Annotated in this window: 13 protein-coding genes and 1 pseudogene; 7 read left to right on the forward strand and 7 right to left on the reverse strand. The window is 61.5% G+C overall.

The window, feature by feature from the left end; all coding sequences use genetic code 11:
- Window positions 1-11: 11 nt before the first annotated feature.
- The 7 genes from OLZ32_RS11865 to OLZ32_RS11895 form a co-directional block, all read right to left on the reverse strand.
- Window positions 12-1,280, reverse strand: coding sequence for an MGH1-like glycoside hydrolase domain-containing protein (locus OLZ32_RS11865; RefSeq protein ID WP_264396159.1), 1,269 nt, complete (start codon window positions 1,278-1,280; stop codon window positions 12-14).
- 19 nt (window positions 1,281-1,299) lie between these two features.
- Window positions 1,300-2,358, reverse strand: a complete 1,059-nt coding sequence (locus tag OLZ32_RS11870; RefSeq protein WP_264396160.1) for an ABC transporter ATP-binding protein — start codon at window positions 2,356-2,358, stop codon at window positions 1,300-1,302.
- 13 nt (window positions 2,359-2,371) lie between these two features.
- Window positions 2,372-3,208: a carbohydrate ABC transporter permease gene (locus tag OLZ32_RS11875; protein WP_264396161.1), complete on the reverse strand. Its 837-nt coding sequence runs from the start codon at window positions 3,206-3,208 to the stop codon at window positions 2,372-2,374.
- Complete coding sequence (locus OLZ32_RS11880; RefSeq protein WP_264396162.1) at window positions 3,205-4,056, reverse strand: carbohydrate ABC transporter permease; 852 nt, start codon at window positions 4,054-4,056, stop codon at window positions 3,205-3,207. Before OLZ32_RS11880 ends, OLZ32_RS11875 begins: the two co-directional genes overlap by 4 nt.
- Window positions 4,057-4,128: 72 nt before the next feature.
- The gene (locus OLZ32_RS11885; RefSeq protein ID WP_264396163.1) at window positions 4,129-5,403 is read right to left on the reverse strand and encodes an ABC transporter substrate-binding protein; all 1,275 of its coding nucleotides are present in this window, start codon (window positions 5,401-5,403) and stop codon (window positions 4,129-4,131) included.
- A 41-nt stretch (window positions 5,404-5,444) separates the two neighbouring features.
- Window positions 5,445-6,455, reverse strand: a complete 1,011-nt coding sequence (locus OLZ32_RS11890; RefSeq protein ID WP_018493574.1) for a LacI family DNA-binding transcriptional regulator — start codon at window positions 6,453-6,455, stop codon at window positions 5,445-5,447.
- Between the two features lie 148 nt (window positions 6,456-6,603).
- Complete coding sequence (locus OLZ32_RS11895; protein WP_264396164.1) at window positions 6,604-6,927, reverse strand: antibiotic biosynthesis monooxygenase family protein; 324 nt, start codon at window positions 6,925-6,927, stop codon at window positions 6,604-6,606.
- A gap of 366 nt (window positions 6,928-7,293) precedes the next feature.
- Here OLZ32_RS11895 and OLZ32_RS11900 point away from each other — a divergent pair, with 366 nt between their 5' ends.
- From OLZ32_RS11900 to OLZ32_RS11930, 7 genes and pseudogenes are all read left to right on the forward strand, one after another.
- Window positions 7,294-9,108, forward strand: coding sequence for a putative bifunctional diguanylate cyclase/phosphodiesterase (locus OLZ32_RS11900; RefSeq protein WP_264396165.1), 1,815 nt, complete (start codon window positions 7,294-7,296; stop codon window positions 9,106-9,108).
- 84 nt (window positions 9,109-9,192) lie between these two features.
- Window positions 9,193-10,152 carry an HD-GYP domain-containing protein gene (locus OLZ32_RS11905; RefSeq protein WP_264396294.1) on the forward strand — a complete coding sequence of 320 codons (960 nt, stop codon included), beginning with the start codon at window positions 9,193-9,195 and terminating at the stop codon, window positions 10,150-10,152.
- Window positions 10,153-10,234: 82 nt separating this feature from the next.
- Window positions 10,235-10,550, forward strand: a pseudogene (locus tag OLZ32_RS11910) (ATP-binding protein); the annotation flags it as partial.
- A 120-nt stretch (window positions 10,551-10,670) separates the two neighbouring features.
- Window positions 10,671-11,681, forward strand: coding sequence for a LacI family DNA-binding transcriptional regulator (locus OLZ32_RS11915; RefSeq protein WP_264396166.1), 1,011 nt, complete (start codon window positions 10,671-10,673; stop codon window positions 11,679-11,681).
- A gap of 47 nt (window positions 11,682-11,728) precedes the next feature.
- Window positions 11,729-13,021 carry an ABC transporter substrate-binding protein gene (locus OLZ32_RS11920; RefSeq protein ID WP_264396167.1) on the forward strand — a complete coding sequence of 431 codons (1,293 nt, stop codon included), beginning with the start codon at window positions 11,729-11,731 and terminating at the stop codon, window positions 13,019-13,021.
- A gap of 74 nt (window positions 13,022-13,095) precedes the next feature.
- Window positions 13,096-14,028, forward strand: a complete 933-nt coding sequence (locus tag OLZ32_RS11925; protein WP_003550718.1) for a carbohydrate ABC transporter permease — start codon at window positions 13,096-13,098, stop codon at window positions 14,026-14,028.
- The gene (locus OLZ32_RS11930) at window positions 14,021-14,914 is read left to right on the forward strand and encodes a carbohydrate ABC transporter permease (protein ID WP_017991686.1); all 894 of its coding nucleotides are present in this window, start codon (window positions 14,021-14,023) and stop codon (window positions 14,912-14,914) included. Before OLZ32_RS11925 ends, OLZ32_RS11930 begins: the two co-directional genes overlap by 8 nt.
- The last annotated feature ends 1 nt before the right edge of the window (window position 14,915 follow it).

Below are 14,915 nucleotides of genomic sequence, written 5' to 3' on the forward strand. Positions count from 1 at the left end.
AGGATCGATTCTCAGGCAAGCACTCTGCCACGCTCAAGCCACAGATAGGCTGCGGCCGTCCAGGAAAAGCCGAGGCCGCCGCAGCCTTCACCGGTGACCGGGTCGAAATATTCGGCGAAACCTTCCGTTTCGATCGCTGCGATGGTGGATTGCCGCAGCTCTTCGGCGACATCCGCATGGCCATTGCGTTTCAGTCCGTCGATCAGAAGCCAGTTGATGATCGCCCAGGCGGGGCCGCGCCAGTAACGCTTCGGCTCCCAGCTGGCGATGCCAGGCTTCGTGGTCGGAAAAGCGACCTTGAGATCCTTGGACCAGGCCTTCATTTCCGAAACCAGCGCGTCGGCAACCTGCTTGTCGAGGTCCAGCGAGAGGAGGGGGATGAAACCGGCTTGCGTCGCGGCCTCGACATCCTCGCCGGAGATCAGGTCTCGCGAGACGAAGCGGGCGAGGTCCGGCCGCCATTGGGCCGTCATCGCCTTGCGAGTGCGGTTGTTGAAGGCAGCGATCTCGATTGCGTCGCCGGTCCGGCCGAACAGGCGGGCAAGGTGCTCGAGGTCTTCGCCGGCCTTGAGCAGGATGGCGGTCGTCTGGATCTCGGCGACCTTGAAGGACGCCTTTTCCCATTGTTTGGCCGGATCCCAGCCGCAGGCGGCATAGGTATCGACCAGATGAATGAAGCGGCGGTAATCCTCGTCGCGCGGACGCATGTCGGCATCGACATGGCCGGTATCCTTGCGCACCACAAGCGTATCGGTGGTGGTGGGCACCCGGGCGAGCGCGATGTCCCAGGCCGGAGAATTGTCGCTGCCGCTTTCCCACGGATGTAGAAGCGCAACGAGCCCGGTGCCTTCAGGATCGCGGGCGGAATACCACCAGCGATGCCATTTCAGCGCCGCCTCGTAGAGGGGCAGGGTGCGCTCTTCGGCGCCTTTGCCGGCGGCGTCATGCAGCTTGCGCAGCGCGATCGCAAAGACCGGCGGCTGGGTTATGCCGGAGGTCGGGATCGTGTGCTGCGTACGCCAGACATTCGGGCCCGGGAAATAGGTTTCGCTTGGCGCGTGGAAGACGATATGGGGGATCATCCCGTCCGCCCACTGACCCTCGACCAGCCGCTCCAGCTCGCGAAAGGCGCGGTCGGTATCATAGAGCGCGAAGCCCATGGCGACGAAGGCGGAATCCCAGTTCCACTGGAAGGGGTAGAGCCTGTCGGTCGGCACGGTATAGCCGCCACGATCGTTCACGGCGAGGATGCGCTTCGCCTGGTCGATATGCGTGTTCATTCTGGATGCTCCGGTATTCTTAGGCCAAAACGGCCGGAAAGGACTTGCCGCTTTCAGGCGAAAGCCAGGTGATGCGCTTCTGGTCGAGCCTCAGGCCGATCGTATCGCCGCTCTTCACGGTTTCCGAGGCCGGCAGGATGACGCGGACCGGCTGGTCGTGGATCGAGCCGGTCAACAGCAGGTGCGAGCCCATCGGTTCGGCAACGCGTACCCGCATTTCGAGACCCTGGGGCAGCGGCGCGAGTTCGACAGCCTCGCCGCGCAGGCCAAGGATGATTTGATCGCCGGATTCCTGCGGCGCCACGAGCCGTTCGGCGCCGGCCGCCACCTGGCCGTTCGAAACCGGCACCTCGATGAAGTTCATCGGCGGGTTGCCGATGAAGCCGCCGACGAAACGTGTCGCCGGGTGGTTGTAGATCTCGACCGGATGGCCGACCTGCTCGACCACGCCGCCATGCATGACGGCGATGCGGTCGGAAAGGCCCATCGCTTCCGTCTGGTCGTGGGTGACATAGATCGTCGTGGTGCCTGCCGATTGCAGCACGGTCTTGAGCTCGGTGCGCATTTCGAGACGGAGCAGCGCGTCGAGGTTCGAAAGCGGCTCGTCCATCAGCAGCACCTTCGGTTCGACGGCAAGGGCGCGAGCGACCGCGACGCGCTGGCGCTGACCACCGGAAAGCTTGTTCGGGTAGCGGTCGAGATATTGCTCGATATGCAGGAGGCCAGCGGCTTTCTCGACCTGCGCCTTCACTCTGGCGTCGTCGACCTTCTGCATCCGCAGCCCGAAGGCGACGTTCTCGTAAACCGTCATATGCGGAAAGACGGCGTAGTTCTGGAAGACCATCGCAAGGCCGCGATCCCGGGGTGCAAGGCCGATCACCGACTTGTCGCCGATGCGGATATCTCCCGATGTAGCCGTCTCGAGGCCGGCGATGATGCGCAGCAGCGTGGTCTTGCCGCAGCCGGATGGACCGAGCAGCGAGACGAATTCGCCGTCGTTGATCGTCAGCGAGACCTCTTTCAGCGCCTGGAAGGCTCCGAAGCTCTTGCGGATGCGGTCGATGACAATAGTGGCCATATCTCTGGTCCCGTTACTTGGAGGAAATGCCCCAGATCGCGAAGAGGTAACGCCTGACCGCGAAGATGAAGACAACCGAGGGAAGGATGAGCATCAGCCCCCCGGCAAAACGGTAATGCATCGGGCTTTCCGAAAGCACGGTCAGCAGGTAGGCGGTCAGCGTGCGGTTGCGCACCGTCAGCACCGAGGCGGCAAAGACCTCGTTCCACGAGATGACGAAGGCAAAGACCGCGGTTGCGACGATGCCGGGAAGCGCCAAGGGCGCCACTACCTTGAAGAAGGCCTGGATGCGGGTGCAGCCGAATACCCAGGCGGCTTCCTCCAACTCCTTCGGTACGCCGAGGAAAATGCCCTGGGTGACGAGTGCCGCAAAAGGCAGCGCCAGCACCGTATGGATGAGGCCGACGCCGAGGATCGTATCGTAGAGGCCGAGCCGGATGAAGGAGACGGTCAGAGGCAATGCCAGGATTGCCAGCGGGAAAGCGCGGGTCAGCAACACCAGAAGGCGGTAGCTGTCTTTGCCGCGGAAATCGTAGCGGGCGAGCGCGTAACCGGCCGGCGCGCCGAGCAGGATCGAAAGCGCCACCGTGATGCCGGCTGCGCCCAGCGAATTCAGGAAGGACTGGACGACGCCTTCGGTCTTCAGAAAAAGAATGAAAGGCTCGAGCGATATGCCGGTGGGAAGTCCGGTCTTCGGCCAGACATAGACGCCCTGGCGCCCACCGAGCGCCCCGAGCGCCACCAGATAGATCGGCACCAAGACCCAGGCACAGAGTGCGGCGATGCCGCTCCAGAGAAGCCAGCGGCGCGAAGAGACGAAGCCGGCGGTGTTGGAGGTATCCGTGGTCATGGCAGGCGCTCCGGATCGACCTTCAAGGCTTTGAGATAGATGAGCGTGGCGGCAAGCGAGATGATCATGATCAACACCGCGTAGGCGGCGGCGACGCTATAGTTCTGGTTCTGGTTCTGCCAGTTATAGGCCTCGCCGACGAGAACCGGGAAATTGCGCCCGCCGAGCGCATAGACCACCGCGAAGACCTCGAAGGCGAGCACGGTGCGCAGGATCAGCGCCGATTGCAGGGCGGGGCGGATCAGCGGCAGGGTGATGCGCCAGAAGCGCGTCCACGGACCTGCGCCGAAGATTTCGGCCGCTTCTTTGAATTCCTTCGGCACCTGGTTGAGGCCGGCAACGATGATGACCATGACGATGGCCGTGCCGCGCCAGATTTCGGCGACCGCAATGGCGATGAAGAGCGCGACCGGCGTCTGGTAGGAAAGCCAGCTTGCCTGCCTGCTGACGATGCCGAGGCCGAAGAGCAGCGAATTCAGATAGCCGGTATTCTGCAGGATCGACAGCCAGACGAGACCGGCGGCGAGATCGGAAATGCCGAGCGGGATCGTCCAGATCCACAGGATCGTCTCGCGTCCGCGGCCGACCTTGGCGACCATGGTGCCCATGGCAAGCGCCAAGGCGATCTGCACCGGCACGACCGCGATCGTCAGCAGGAAGGTGTTCTTCACCGAGCGGGTGAAATTGATGTCGGTTACCATGCGCTCGGCGTTGGCGAGCGATGGTGCGCCGTTGTCCGAAACCGCCAGCCAGATCGTCTGCACCAGCGGCACGGCGAACAGCAGCGCCAGAAAGGCGACGGATGGCAGGATCAGCAGATAGGGGATCCAGGGTCGACTATTGGTCATCGGCTCCCGCCTCGACGAACAGAGGGTTGAAAGAGCGCCCGGGCATTTCGCCCGGACGCTTCGCAGGCGGATTTATTCGACCGGGCAGGGGCCGTCGCTCTTGGCATCGGGCGCCCAGCAGGCAGCTTTCGTATCGGCCATCAGCTTGGCCATTGTCGCGCCTTGGGTCTTCAGGACGTCTGCGACGGACTCGTTCTGCAGCACGATGCGCTGGAAACTGTCCATGTAGACCTTGTTGAACTCGCCGCCCTTGTCGCCGAGGCCGACCGGGAGCAGCGAGATGACCGCGTCTTTGGAAGCCTGGGTGGCCGTGACCGCACCGGCGAGCAGGGCGACGCCGGCATCGAGATCCGGCGGCAGCTTGATGTTCAGCGTCGGGAAGAAGCCGACCTTGGAGGCAGTCAGGAGCTGCGTCTCCGGCATGGACAGGTGCTCGATGATCTTTTCTGCACCGGCCTTGTCGGGCGCGCCCTTCGGAATGGCGAGACCGGCAACGACCGGCATATAACCGCGGCCCTTCGGACCCGCAGGCGCCGGGAAGACGACATAATCGTCAGGCGCTGCCGAAATGGCATTCTTCAGACGGGCGATATGATCCCAGGCGACCATGACTTCGCCGGCTGCCAACGGCTCCTGCATGAAGTCGTAGCTGGTCGAGTTCGGCGTCACATAGGCCCACAGCGCCTTCAGCTTCTCCCAGCCGGCGGCCGCATCGGCACTCTGGAAGGTGCGCACGACACCTCCCGTGAAGGAGGGATAGAAATAGCCCTGGAAGTAGCGCGCCATCAGGCCCTTCGGGCCGGCCGGGAAACCGATCTGCGGTTGGCCTGTGGCGTCCTGCATATTCTTGCCCCACGCGATCAGCTGATCGTAGTTCAGCGCGTTCACGTCGGCGCCGGCGGGCAGGTATTGCAGGGCTTCCTTCTTGGCGGCCATCACATAGGTCGCCTGCATCCACGGGATGTACTGCTGGGTCGACTTACCGAGCTTGCCGAGGTCGAGCAGCGACTGCGGCATGCCGCCTGCCGCCAGCTTCTTGGCGAGATCGTCGAGCGGCTCAAGCGTGTCCTTGTCGGCGAGTGGCGAAAGCTCGCCATGCAGCGCGCCGACGAGGCTGACGGTGTGCTTGCCGGCCTGGCGCTCGGCTTCCATACGCACCGCAAACTGTGGTGGTTCCTCGACCACGTAGTCAACCGAGCCGACGTCCTTCAGCAGCTCCTCGCGAACGACGGTCGCCTCCTCGATCGGACGAAGCTGGGTGGACACGAAAACCGTCTGGGCAAGCACCGGCGAGGCGAAGGCCAGCACGGTGGAAGCCAGAATTCCAAATGACATGATATGTTTCATCTTCTCCTCCTTCATTGTTCTTTGTTTGAATGCACGGCTGTCTATGCCGCCTTGGCGGGACGGCGATGGCTGTCGCGATCGACGAATTCGATCGCGTGAAGCTCCTGGAGTTCTTCGGCGGGTTCGCCGGCAATGGCGCGCAGCAGCAGCGAGGCGAAGCTCGCGCCGAGGTTTTCGCCGGTCATGCGCATGGTCGAGAGCGGCGGGCTTGTGAACGCGCCCATCGCCAGGTCGTCATGGCCGACAATGCTGATCTGGTTGCCGCCATCGACCTCGCGCAGCGCCCGGAGCGCTCCGATTGCCATTTCGTCGGTGGCGCAAACGAGTGCGGTCGGACGCGACGGTTGGCGCAGAAGTTCCAAGGCCGCGAGATAACCGCCCTGTTCCAACGGCGCGCCTTCGGCACAGAGGTCGGTCGCAAGGCCGCATTCCTCCATCGCCGCCCGCCAGCCACGGCAGCGGTCATGTGCGAAGTAATATTCCTGCGGACCGGCGATGTGGCCGATACGGCGGTGGCCGGCAGCATGGAAGCGCAGCGTCGCGGCCCGGAAGCCGGCAAAACCGTCGCCGTCGATATAGGGATGGGGCAGCAGGCTTTCCGTGCGGCCGTTGGTGACGAAGGGAATGCCGCGCGACTGCAGAAATTCGACGCGCTCGTCCTTCCGTTTGGTGCGGACGAGAAGCATGGCGTCGACGCGGCGGCCATCGACGAAGCGGCGGCAGATGTCGAGTTCGCTCTCGCCGCGCGGCACCGGCGCAATCACCAGATTGAGGCCGGCAGCGGCAAGATGTTCGGCACAGCCGGACAACATATCGAGGAAATGCGGTGGGCCGATATGGCCGGGATCGCTCGGCAACGTGACGGCAACGAGCTCGGCGCGCTGCCTGCGCAGGCGGCGGGCGGACGCATTCGGCCGGTAGCCGACCTTGTCGGCAGCCTCGCGAACTCTTTCGCGCGTAGCCGCCGACACATCGGCATAACCGTCAAGCGCACGCGACACCGTGGTGATCGATAGTCCCAGCGATTGCGCGAGCTGTTTGAGATTGGCCAAGATCTTCCTCCCGAAGTGAGAAAAAGATTCTCCAAAACGTTTTGGGAGTCAAGCCAAAACGTTTTGGCTTGATGAAAGCCACAGGAATCCTGCGATTGTCTCTGGCTGGCAAAAAACGCGGGAGCTGTAGGAAGACAGCTAAGAACGCTCAACGCAGATTTGGGGGGACCACTATCTTGTGTATCTCGATACGCTCCGGAAGTTCGCACAGCAGTTCTGCATCCCGCGCCAGATGATGAACCTGCTCCGGATCACCTTTCGTAAACGCCGTCATCGATTGCATGTCGGCCCAGTAGGAGATCGTCGTGAACCATGTTTCATCCTTTCGATCTTCGCGCAGCAATTGGACGCCGAGTGCCGTCTTTAGCAGTGGCGGAATTCCCTCAGCGCGATTGTAAGCTTCATATTCATCAGCAAATTCCGGCTTCGTACGACCGCGCCAGATACGGGCGATAGTTGGAACTTTCGTCATGTTCTGCTCCCCGTGACATTTGAATGAAGCAAGCCGACGGTCGAGGACGTCTGCCTCAAACGGCATGGCATCGTGGAACAGGGCACCAAGCCCCGCCGCTCAGAGACGCCCCGGGCATGCGCCCACTCGGGCATCACACCCGTTCACAGCCCGGAACGTCTGTTCCACGAGCAAAGGAGATGAGTCCCACGATCGATCGTTCAAGGCCTCCGTGAGCCGATCGACCGGTCTGGACCTTCTACCCCGCTTGGGGGCTCGGCCGTTGATGGCTCACGAGTGCGTTCATTCGATCAAAATCTAATCAACGGCGTAACCTGATTTGAAAGTCGGTTTGGTACGGAGGGTCTCCTTCCGGGAAGTGACGTCATGATCCTTGAGTTGCAGAATGCCATTCTGGAAATGATTGCCAAAGGGGAACCGCTGGCAGCAACGATCGAGCAGCTTTGCCTCAGGGTCGAGGCCGCCGTCCCCGGAATCACCGCTTCGGTGCTGACATTCGACGGGAGCCGTCTTCACACACTTGCTGGCCCCTCCCTTCCGCCTGACTATTCAGCGGCTGTCGACAATCTTGAAGCCGGTCCTCTTGCGGGCTCCTGTGGCGCCGCTGCCTATTTCGGAGAAGCGGTCGTTGTCACTGATATTGAGACCGATCCTCGTTGGCAGGATTTCAAGTCCCTGGTCCTTCCGCTGGGGTTGCGGGCTTGCTGGTCCAGCCCGATCAAGCGTGGCGAGCGGGTGATCGGCACCTTCGCCTTCTATTATCGAGAACACGGCGCTCCGAAGGCCGTCGAACGGAACCTCGTCGAGGCTTGTGTCCATCTCTGCACAATCGCCATCGATCGCGAAGAACGGGTGATGGAACGTCAGCGGCTGACATACAGCGACGCTTTGACGGGGCTGTCGAATCGCGCTCGTTTCAACCAGCTTCTCGCCGAAGATCTGCCTCGATCCCGGCACGCCTGGGGCATCTTGCTGGTTGACATCGACAACTTGAAACTCGTGAACGATACGTTCGGGCACGCAGCCGGCGACGCATTGATTCAAGTGGTTGCGGACCGGGTCGCCACGACAGCAGGCTCCCTAAACACGTTTAGGCTCGGTGGAGATGAGTTTGCTGTCATTGTGTCGGACGACAAAGACCTTGATCTGAATGCGAGGGCAACCGACATCCTCAAAGCACTGTCCTCTCCTTCGACGTGTGACGGTCATGTCGTCTTTCCCGCCGCGACGATTGGCGGCGCGTTGGCAAAGACGGAAACAAACCCTGACCAGACCCGCCAGAACGCCGATCTGGCGCTCTATCATGCGAAAGAACACAACCGTGGCCGGTACGTGCAACACTATCCCGGCCTGGGCACCGCCCTGACCAGACGCTTCAGGGCGGTTCGGGACGTGGGCGTTGCTCTGGAAGACGATCGGATCGACGCGCATTACCAACCGATCTTGCGCCTGGATACGCGGGAAATTGTAGGTTTCGAAGCCTTGTGTCGAATGACCACGCCTTCCGGCGAAATCATAGCCGCAGCGCATTTCCATGAGGCGACGAAAGACGCGCATATTGCTGCTGAGCTGACCCAACGGATGTTGCTGAGGGTTGCGAGAGACATCCGCAGCTGGCTCGCCCGAGGCCTTCCTCTCCAGCATGTCGGCATCAACCTGTCCGCCGCAGATTTTCGTGGCGGTAATCTGCAAGACAGGCTGTGCCGAATTTTCGGGGAAGCGGAGGTTCCTCTCAAGCACATCATCCTCGAAGTGACGGAATCGGTCTATCTCGGACAACGGGACTATGTCGTAGCGGACGAGATTAAGGCTCTTCGTTCCAAGGGTTTGCGGGTTGCCCTCGACGACTTCGGCACGGGCTACGCGTCTTTGACCCATCTGCTGACGGTGCCGGTCGACATCATCAAGATCGACAAGTCCTTCATCGACCGCATGGTGCCGGGCGACGCTGGGACCTTCATCGTTGAGGGCCTGATCGGAATAGCTGACAAGCTGGGAATCCGGGTCGTCGCAGAAGGGATCGAAACAGAACCCCAAGCTGTTCAATTGAGCCAGCTCGGCTGCAAGCTCGGACAGGGCTATCTGTTTTCGAAAGCAGTCGATCGCACGGTTGCCGCGGCCATTTTAGAGCAGCATGGACAACGGCTCAACCAAGACAAGACCCGTGCCGGAGCCCTATAGCCTGAGCGAGGTTTTCGCGCTCGGGCCAGCCCCGGATACCTGAGACAACGCTTGAGTATCAAGATTATTTTGAACGGATCAGAGATGCGAAAACGGATACATGTCAGCCAATTGCGGGTAGGAATGTATGTCGAGGACGTCGAAATTGAGGGAGAAGACAGGACACGCCGGTTCAAGCCGTTCCTGATCTCGGCCGCCGGTCAGGTCGAGAGTTTGATGGAAAACCGTCTGATGACTGTTGTTATCGACGTCGGAAAAGGCGCGGATGTCGACCCGGGCGGGGCACAGGACATCGACCGGGCTGCGTTTGACGCCCAGCTTCGTGCCGTGTTTTCAGCAAAGGATATCAAGCAGGCGAGGGAATGCGTCGAGGATACAAGACCGCAGATCCGTCAAATGCTTGCCCACGCCAGGATCAAAGCCTCTTTCGCCAGTGATGCGGCAAGCGCAGCTGTGGAGCGGATCATGTCGGCAGCCTTCGACAATGCCGGCGCGCTGATCGCAGTCGCAAAGCTCAAGGAAAAAGATGAGCTGACGTTCCTCCACTCTCTTGCGGTAAGCGCGTTGATGATCACCCTAGGGCGCAGCCTCGGTCATGGAGAAGAGGATGTGCGAGTATTAGGACTGGGTGGACTGGTTCACGATCTTGGAAAAATGGCGCTCCCGGACGAAATTTTGACGAAGCCCGGCAAGCTGACGGCCGAGGAAATGGATCTTGTCCGCGGGCATCCTCAGCGGGGATATGAGCTGGTTTCTCATGTCGCCCATGTCCCGAAGCCGGTGCTCGACATTTGTCGCTACCACCACGAAAAGTTCGATGGCTCGGGCTATCCTGGCCGGCTCGCCGGAAAGAAGATCCCTTACGTCGCCCGGCTTGCGGCGATTTGTGACGTTTACGAAGCGCTGACCACGATCAGGCCATATAAGCGCGCCTTCTCGCAAGCAGAGGCAATCAACATGATGATGAATTCGCCGGGCCATTTCGATAGCCAGCTTCTTTCCGCATTCGTGTCAAAAATGGTGATCAGCGGCACGCTCCACTAAAGCCATCATTTTCCGGAAGGCGCGTTGTACCGGCCGCGTGGCCACCTCCGGTGAAGGTGAACCCGACTGCTTTCATTCCCGCGCGTTTGCCGGTGGCCAGCACCTGTTCCACCTGATCAAGCAGGCTCTACGAGCGCACCTCGATCACCGTCACGACAAACCTGGCCTTCGGTGAATGGCCGTCGGTGTTCGGCGACGCGAAGATGACGACGGCGCTACTCGACCGCCTGACCCACAATTGCGAGATCGTCGAAACCGGAAAGGAATCCTGGCGCCTCAAAGCCGCTCTCAAAGCTAAAGCCGAAGAAGCCAGTCACCCGCAGTCGGCCTACCCTCTTTCAACCCCGGCCAAGCAAAGCGCTGATCGTCTACAGCGGGTGAAGATTGCGCGCCGATAAGGGGGCAATTTTTGTGCGCCGATTGACAGATAGGCGTTCGGAACGCTGAGCAGTGCTCGTAAAAGCCGCTTGACAAAACGCGTCCGCCGCGAGTATTGGGTAATCGATCACCCAAGGAGGATGGCGAGGATCGTGGCAGTATCTCTTTCTGACATCGCGGAACGTGCGGGAGTCTCGGTAAAGACGGTTTCCGGCGCATTGCACGGCGGCTCCGCCCGCATGTCGGACGATACGCGCCAGAAGATCAAGGCCATTGCGGAAGAGTTCGGCTACGTGACCAACCTTGCGGCGCGTGGCGTGCGTCAGGGCTGGCTGCCGCTGGTCGGCGTCGTCTCCGACGGCCTCATCACTTCGCCCTTCGCCACCGAGATCGTACGTGGCCTCGACGGGGCGGCCCGCGGTGCCGGCATGGCGGTCTTTGCGGTCAACCACCGCAGCGGCCAGTCTATCGGCTCGGTGCTCGACGAGGTGCAGCAGTTCCGGCCGCGCGCCGTTGCTTATGCCGCCATGTACCACAAGGATGTCGCCCTGCCGGACAGATTGGCGGGCTCCGTCGGCGTCATGATCAACTGCCGCGAGGCTGCCGGCCGCGTCACCGCGCTGGTGCCGGACGAAGAGGGCGGCGCGCGGGAGATCGTGCGTTATCTCCTCGTCGCCGGCCGCCGTCGCATCGCCTTTATCAACCTGCCGGGCATTCTCGCCGGCACGCTACGCGAGATGGGGTTTCGTGCGGCGCTTGAGGAGGCGGGCATCGATCCCATCGGCGTGTTGCCGGCGGTGCGCCGCAGCGTCTACAGCGACCGCGCGCCAAGCCTTGTTGCCTCTCACGTGGAGGCGCTTCTCAAATTCGGTCAACGGCCGGACGCCATCCTGTGCGGCAATGACCGCGTGGCGATGGAAGTCTATGCGGCTCTTGCCCGCGCCGGCCTTCGCATTCCGGATGATATCGCGGTGGCAAGCTTCGACAACCAGGTTGAGCTTGCCTCGCGGCTGGACCCGCCATTGACGACGATGGCCCTGCCGCACCGCGCCATGGGCCGCCTTGCCATGGAGATCCTCCTGGCGGAGCAGCCCGAACCGCCGCATCTGCATAAACTGCCGTTCCATCTGGTCGAACGGGCATCCGTCTGAACATCGAATAGTGCCAAACAGGAGGAGAATACGAAATGAGGATTTTAATGGGTAATCGTTTACTTTCCGCACTCTTAGCGTCCGCTACCCTGGTCGCGACCGCCGGTTTCGCCGAGGCGAAGACCGTCATCCACGTCATGCACCAGGGCGATCCCGGCTGGGTGAAGGCCTATGGCGACGTTGCCACCCGCTTCGAGGCCGCCAATCCCGATGTCGACATCGAGATGATCTACGCGCCGCACGATGCCTATAACGAAAAGTTCAGCGCCGCCGTCATGGCCAAGCAGCTGCCCGATATCATGGAACTTGATGCTCCGTTCCTCGCCAATTATGTCTGGTCCGGCTATCTGCAGGCCGTCAAGCCGCTCATTGACAAGGACCTGCTCGATGACATGACGGATTCGAATATCGCCCAGGGCACCTATCCGATCGACAAGGACCTCTATGCGATCGGGCTCACCGACTCCTCGGTCGTGCTCTACGGCAATAAGAAATATCTTGAAGCCATTGGCGCCCGCATTCCGAAATCGGTCGACGATGCCTGGACCCGCGAGGAATTCGAAGGCTATCTCGAAAAGCTTTCCAAGCTTGAAGGCGTGAAGTGGCCGATCGACACCTTCCGAGGTTACGGCATCAAGACCGAGTGGATCACCTATGCCTACGGCCCCCTGCTCGAAAGCGCCGGCTGCGACCTGATCGACCGCAAGACTTGGAAGGCCAGCGGCACGCTCGATGGCGAGGCCTGCGTCAAGGCGCTGACGATGATGCAGGACTGGGTGAAGAAGGGCTGGGTCGTACCGACTTCGTCCGGCACCAACCAGTTCTACGCCGAGGGACAGCCGGCCGCGCTCGCCATGGGCGGCCACTGGTTCTACGCGGAGGCATCGGCAGCGATGAAGGACAATATCGTCGTCATGCCGCTGCCGAAGATCGGCGACAAGGGCGTGAGCCCGAACGGAACCTGGATCTGGGGCATTTCCGCGACCTCGGAAAACCCTGAGATCGCCGGCAAGTTCCTGAGCTTCTTGCTGAAGGACAAGGAGTACAGAGAGTACGCCAAAACCCAGTCCGCCTATCCGGGCCTGAAGAGCTTCGCCGCCGGTTCCCCGCTCTATGCGGAAGGCGGTCCGCTCGCCGTCGCCTTTGAGCAGGCTTCCAAGACCGCGATCGCCCGTCCGCCGCACCCGGCCTATCCGACAATCACCTCGGCCTTCATGCAGGCCGTCGACAAGATCTTCAACGGTGGTGACGCGCAGGAAGCGCTGACGGCCGCTGCCAAGAAGATCGACGAGGATATCGAGGACAACGCCGGCTACCCACCCTTCGACGAGCAGCAGTAAGGGGTTTTGACGGGGCCGGCTCGTCCTGCCGGCCCCTGAACCATCTCGGGAGGATGACCGATGAGGAGGAAACAATGACTTTGCAACAGACCTCCACGCCCGCTTTGCGACGTCCGGCCAAACGCCGCGACAACAAGCGGCTCTGGCAGGAAATGGCGATGATCGCGCCTGCCTTTCTGCTTATGGCGATATTCCTGATCACACCGTTCCTCTTGTCCTTCTGGACGGCGATGACCAACCAGCCGCTCGTGCCGCGCCCGACGCCGGTGCGCTTCGTCGGCCTCCTGAATTTCGAGCGCGTCTTCACCGATCCGCTGTTCTGGACCTCGCTGTGGAACGTCACGCGCTTCACCGTCTGGGTGCTGCCGCTGCAGTGCGGCCTCGCCTTCCTGACCGCGCTGCTCTTGCATCAGAAGCTGCCGATGCAAAACCTGCTGCGCGGCCTGTTCTTTCTGCCGGCGATCACCTCCATGGTGGTGGTCTGCGTCATCTGGGGCACGCTTTTCCAGTATCCGAGCGGCCCGCTCAACCAGATCGTCGGTTTCCTTTCCGGCGGCACGATTCAGCCGATCGACTGGCTCGGCGACCCCAACTGGGCGATGTTCTCCATCGTGTTGCTTTCAGCCTGGCAGGCCTATGGCTTTCAGATGATCATCTATCTCGCCGGCCTGCAGGGCATTCCCGAAGAACTATACGATGCCGCCCGCATCGACGGGGCAAGCGCGCTGCGCCGCTTCTGGCACGTCACCATGCCCGGCCTTCGCCCGACCCATGTCTTCGTGCTGGTCATCACCACGATCCAGGCCTTCAAGCTCTATACGCAGGTGGCAATCCTCACCCAGGGCGGCCCGAACGAAAGCACCGAAACCGTTGTCCACTACATGGTGCGCGCCGGCTTCGAGGAGCAGAAACTCGGCTACGCATCGGCCGTGTCCGTCATCCTCTTCGTCATCGTTCTTCTGATCGCGCTCTTGCAACGCAAACTCCTGAGGCGCTTCGATGTCTGATCTCGCTTTGACCCAGCCCGTCCCGCTGGCAATCACAAGGGGCAACGGCAAGAGAAGCCTGCGCATCGTGCAGAGCCTCTGCATCCTGGTCATCGCGCTGGTGATGATCTCGCCGCTGTTCATGCTGCTGATCGCCAGCCTGAAGGACGACCGCTTCCGCATCCTCGCCGACATGGGCAGCTTCCGCGCCTTCTGGGTCAGCGACCCGACGCTGTCGAACTACAAGGAGATCGCCCATTTCTCCGGCGAGCTGGCCTATGGCCGATATCTCTTCAATTCGCTGGTGATCCTCGTCGCCACAGTCGTCTCGGGACTGGTCGTCAATTCCATGGCGGGCTTCGTTCTCGCCTGGGGCTCGCTGCGCGGCAAGGCGGCACTCTTGGCGCTGGTCGTCGCGCTCTATGTCATCCCGCAGGAAAGCATCATCATGCCGCTCGTCGTCATGATGTCGCGGGCGGGGCTGACGGATACGTTCGCGGTGCAGATCCTGCCCTGGGTGGCAAGCCCGCTCTATGTCTTCCTCTTCTACCAGTTCTTCGCGCAGCTGCCGAAAGAACTCTATGAAGCGGCGGAAATGGACGGCGCATCGGCCTTCCGCATCTACCGGTCGATCTACATGCCGCTCAGCCTGCCGGCGCTCGCCACGGTCTCAATCCTCATGGGCATCGAAAGCTGGAACCAGTATCTCTGGCCGACGCTGGTCACCCAGACCGACTATGCTCGGCCGATTGCCGTCGCCATCGCCACCTTCTTCGGACAGGACAGCATCTACTGGGACCGCGCCATGGCCGCCTCGGTGCTGATGATGATCCCGGTCCTCATTCTCTATCTGGCTTTCCAGCGCTGGTTCGTCAGTTCATTCGTCGGCTCCGCCGTGAAAGGTTGAT

This window comes from Rhizobium acaciae (assembly GCF_025941625.1).
GTDB lineage: Bacteria > Pseudomonadota > Alphaproteobacteria > Rhizobiales > Rhizobiaceae > Rhizobium > Rhizobium acaciae.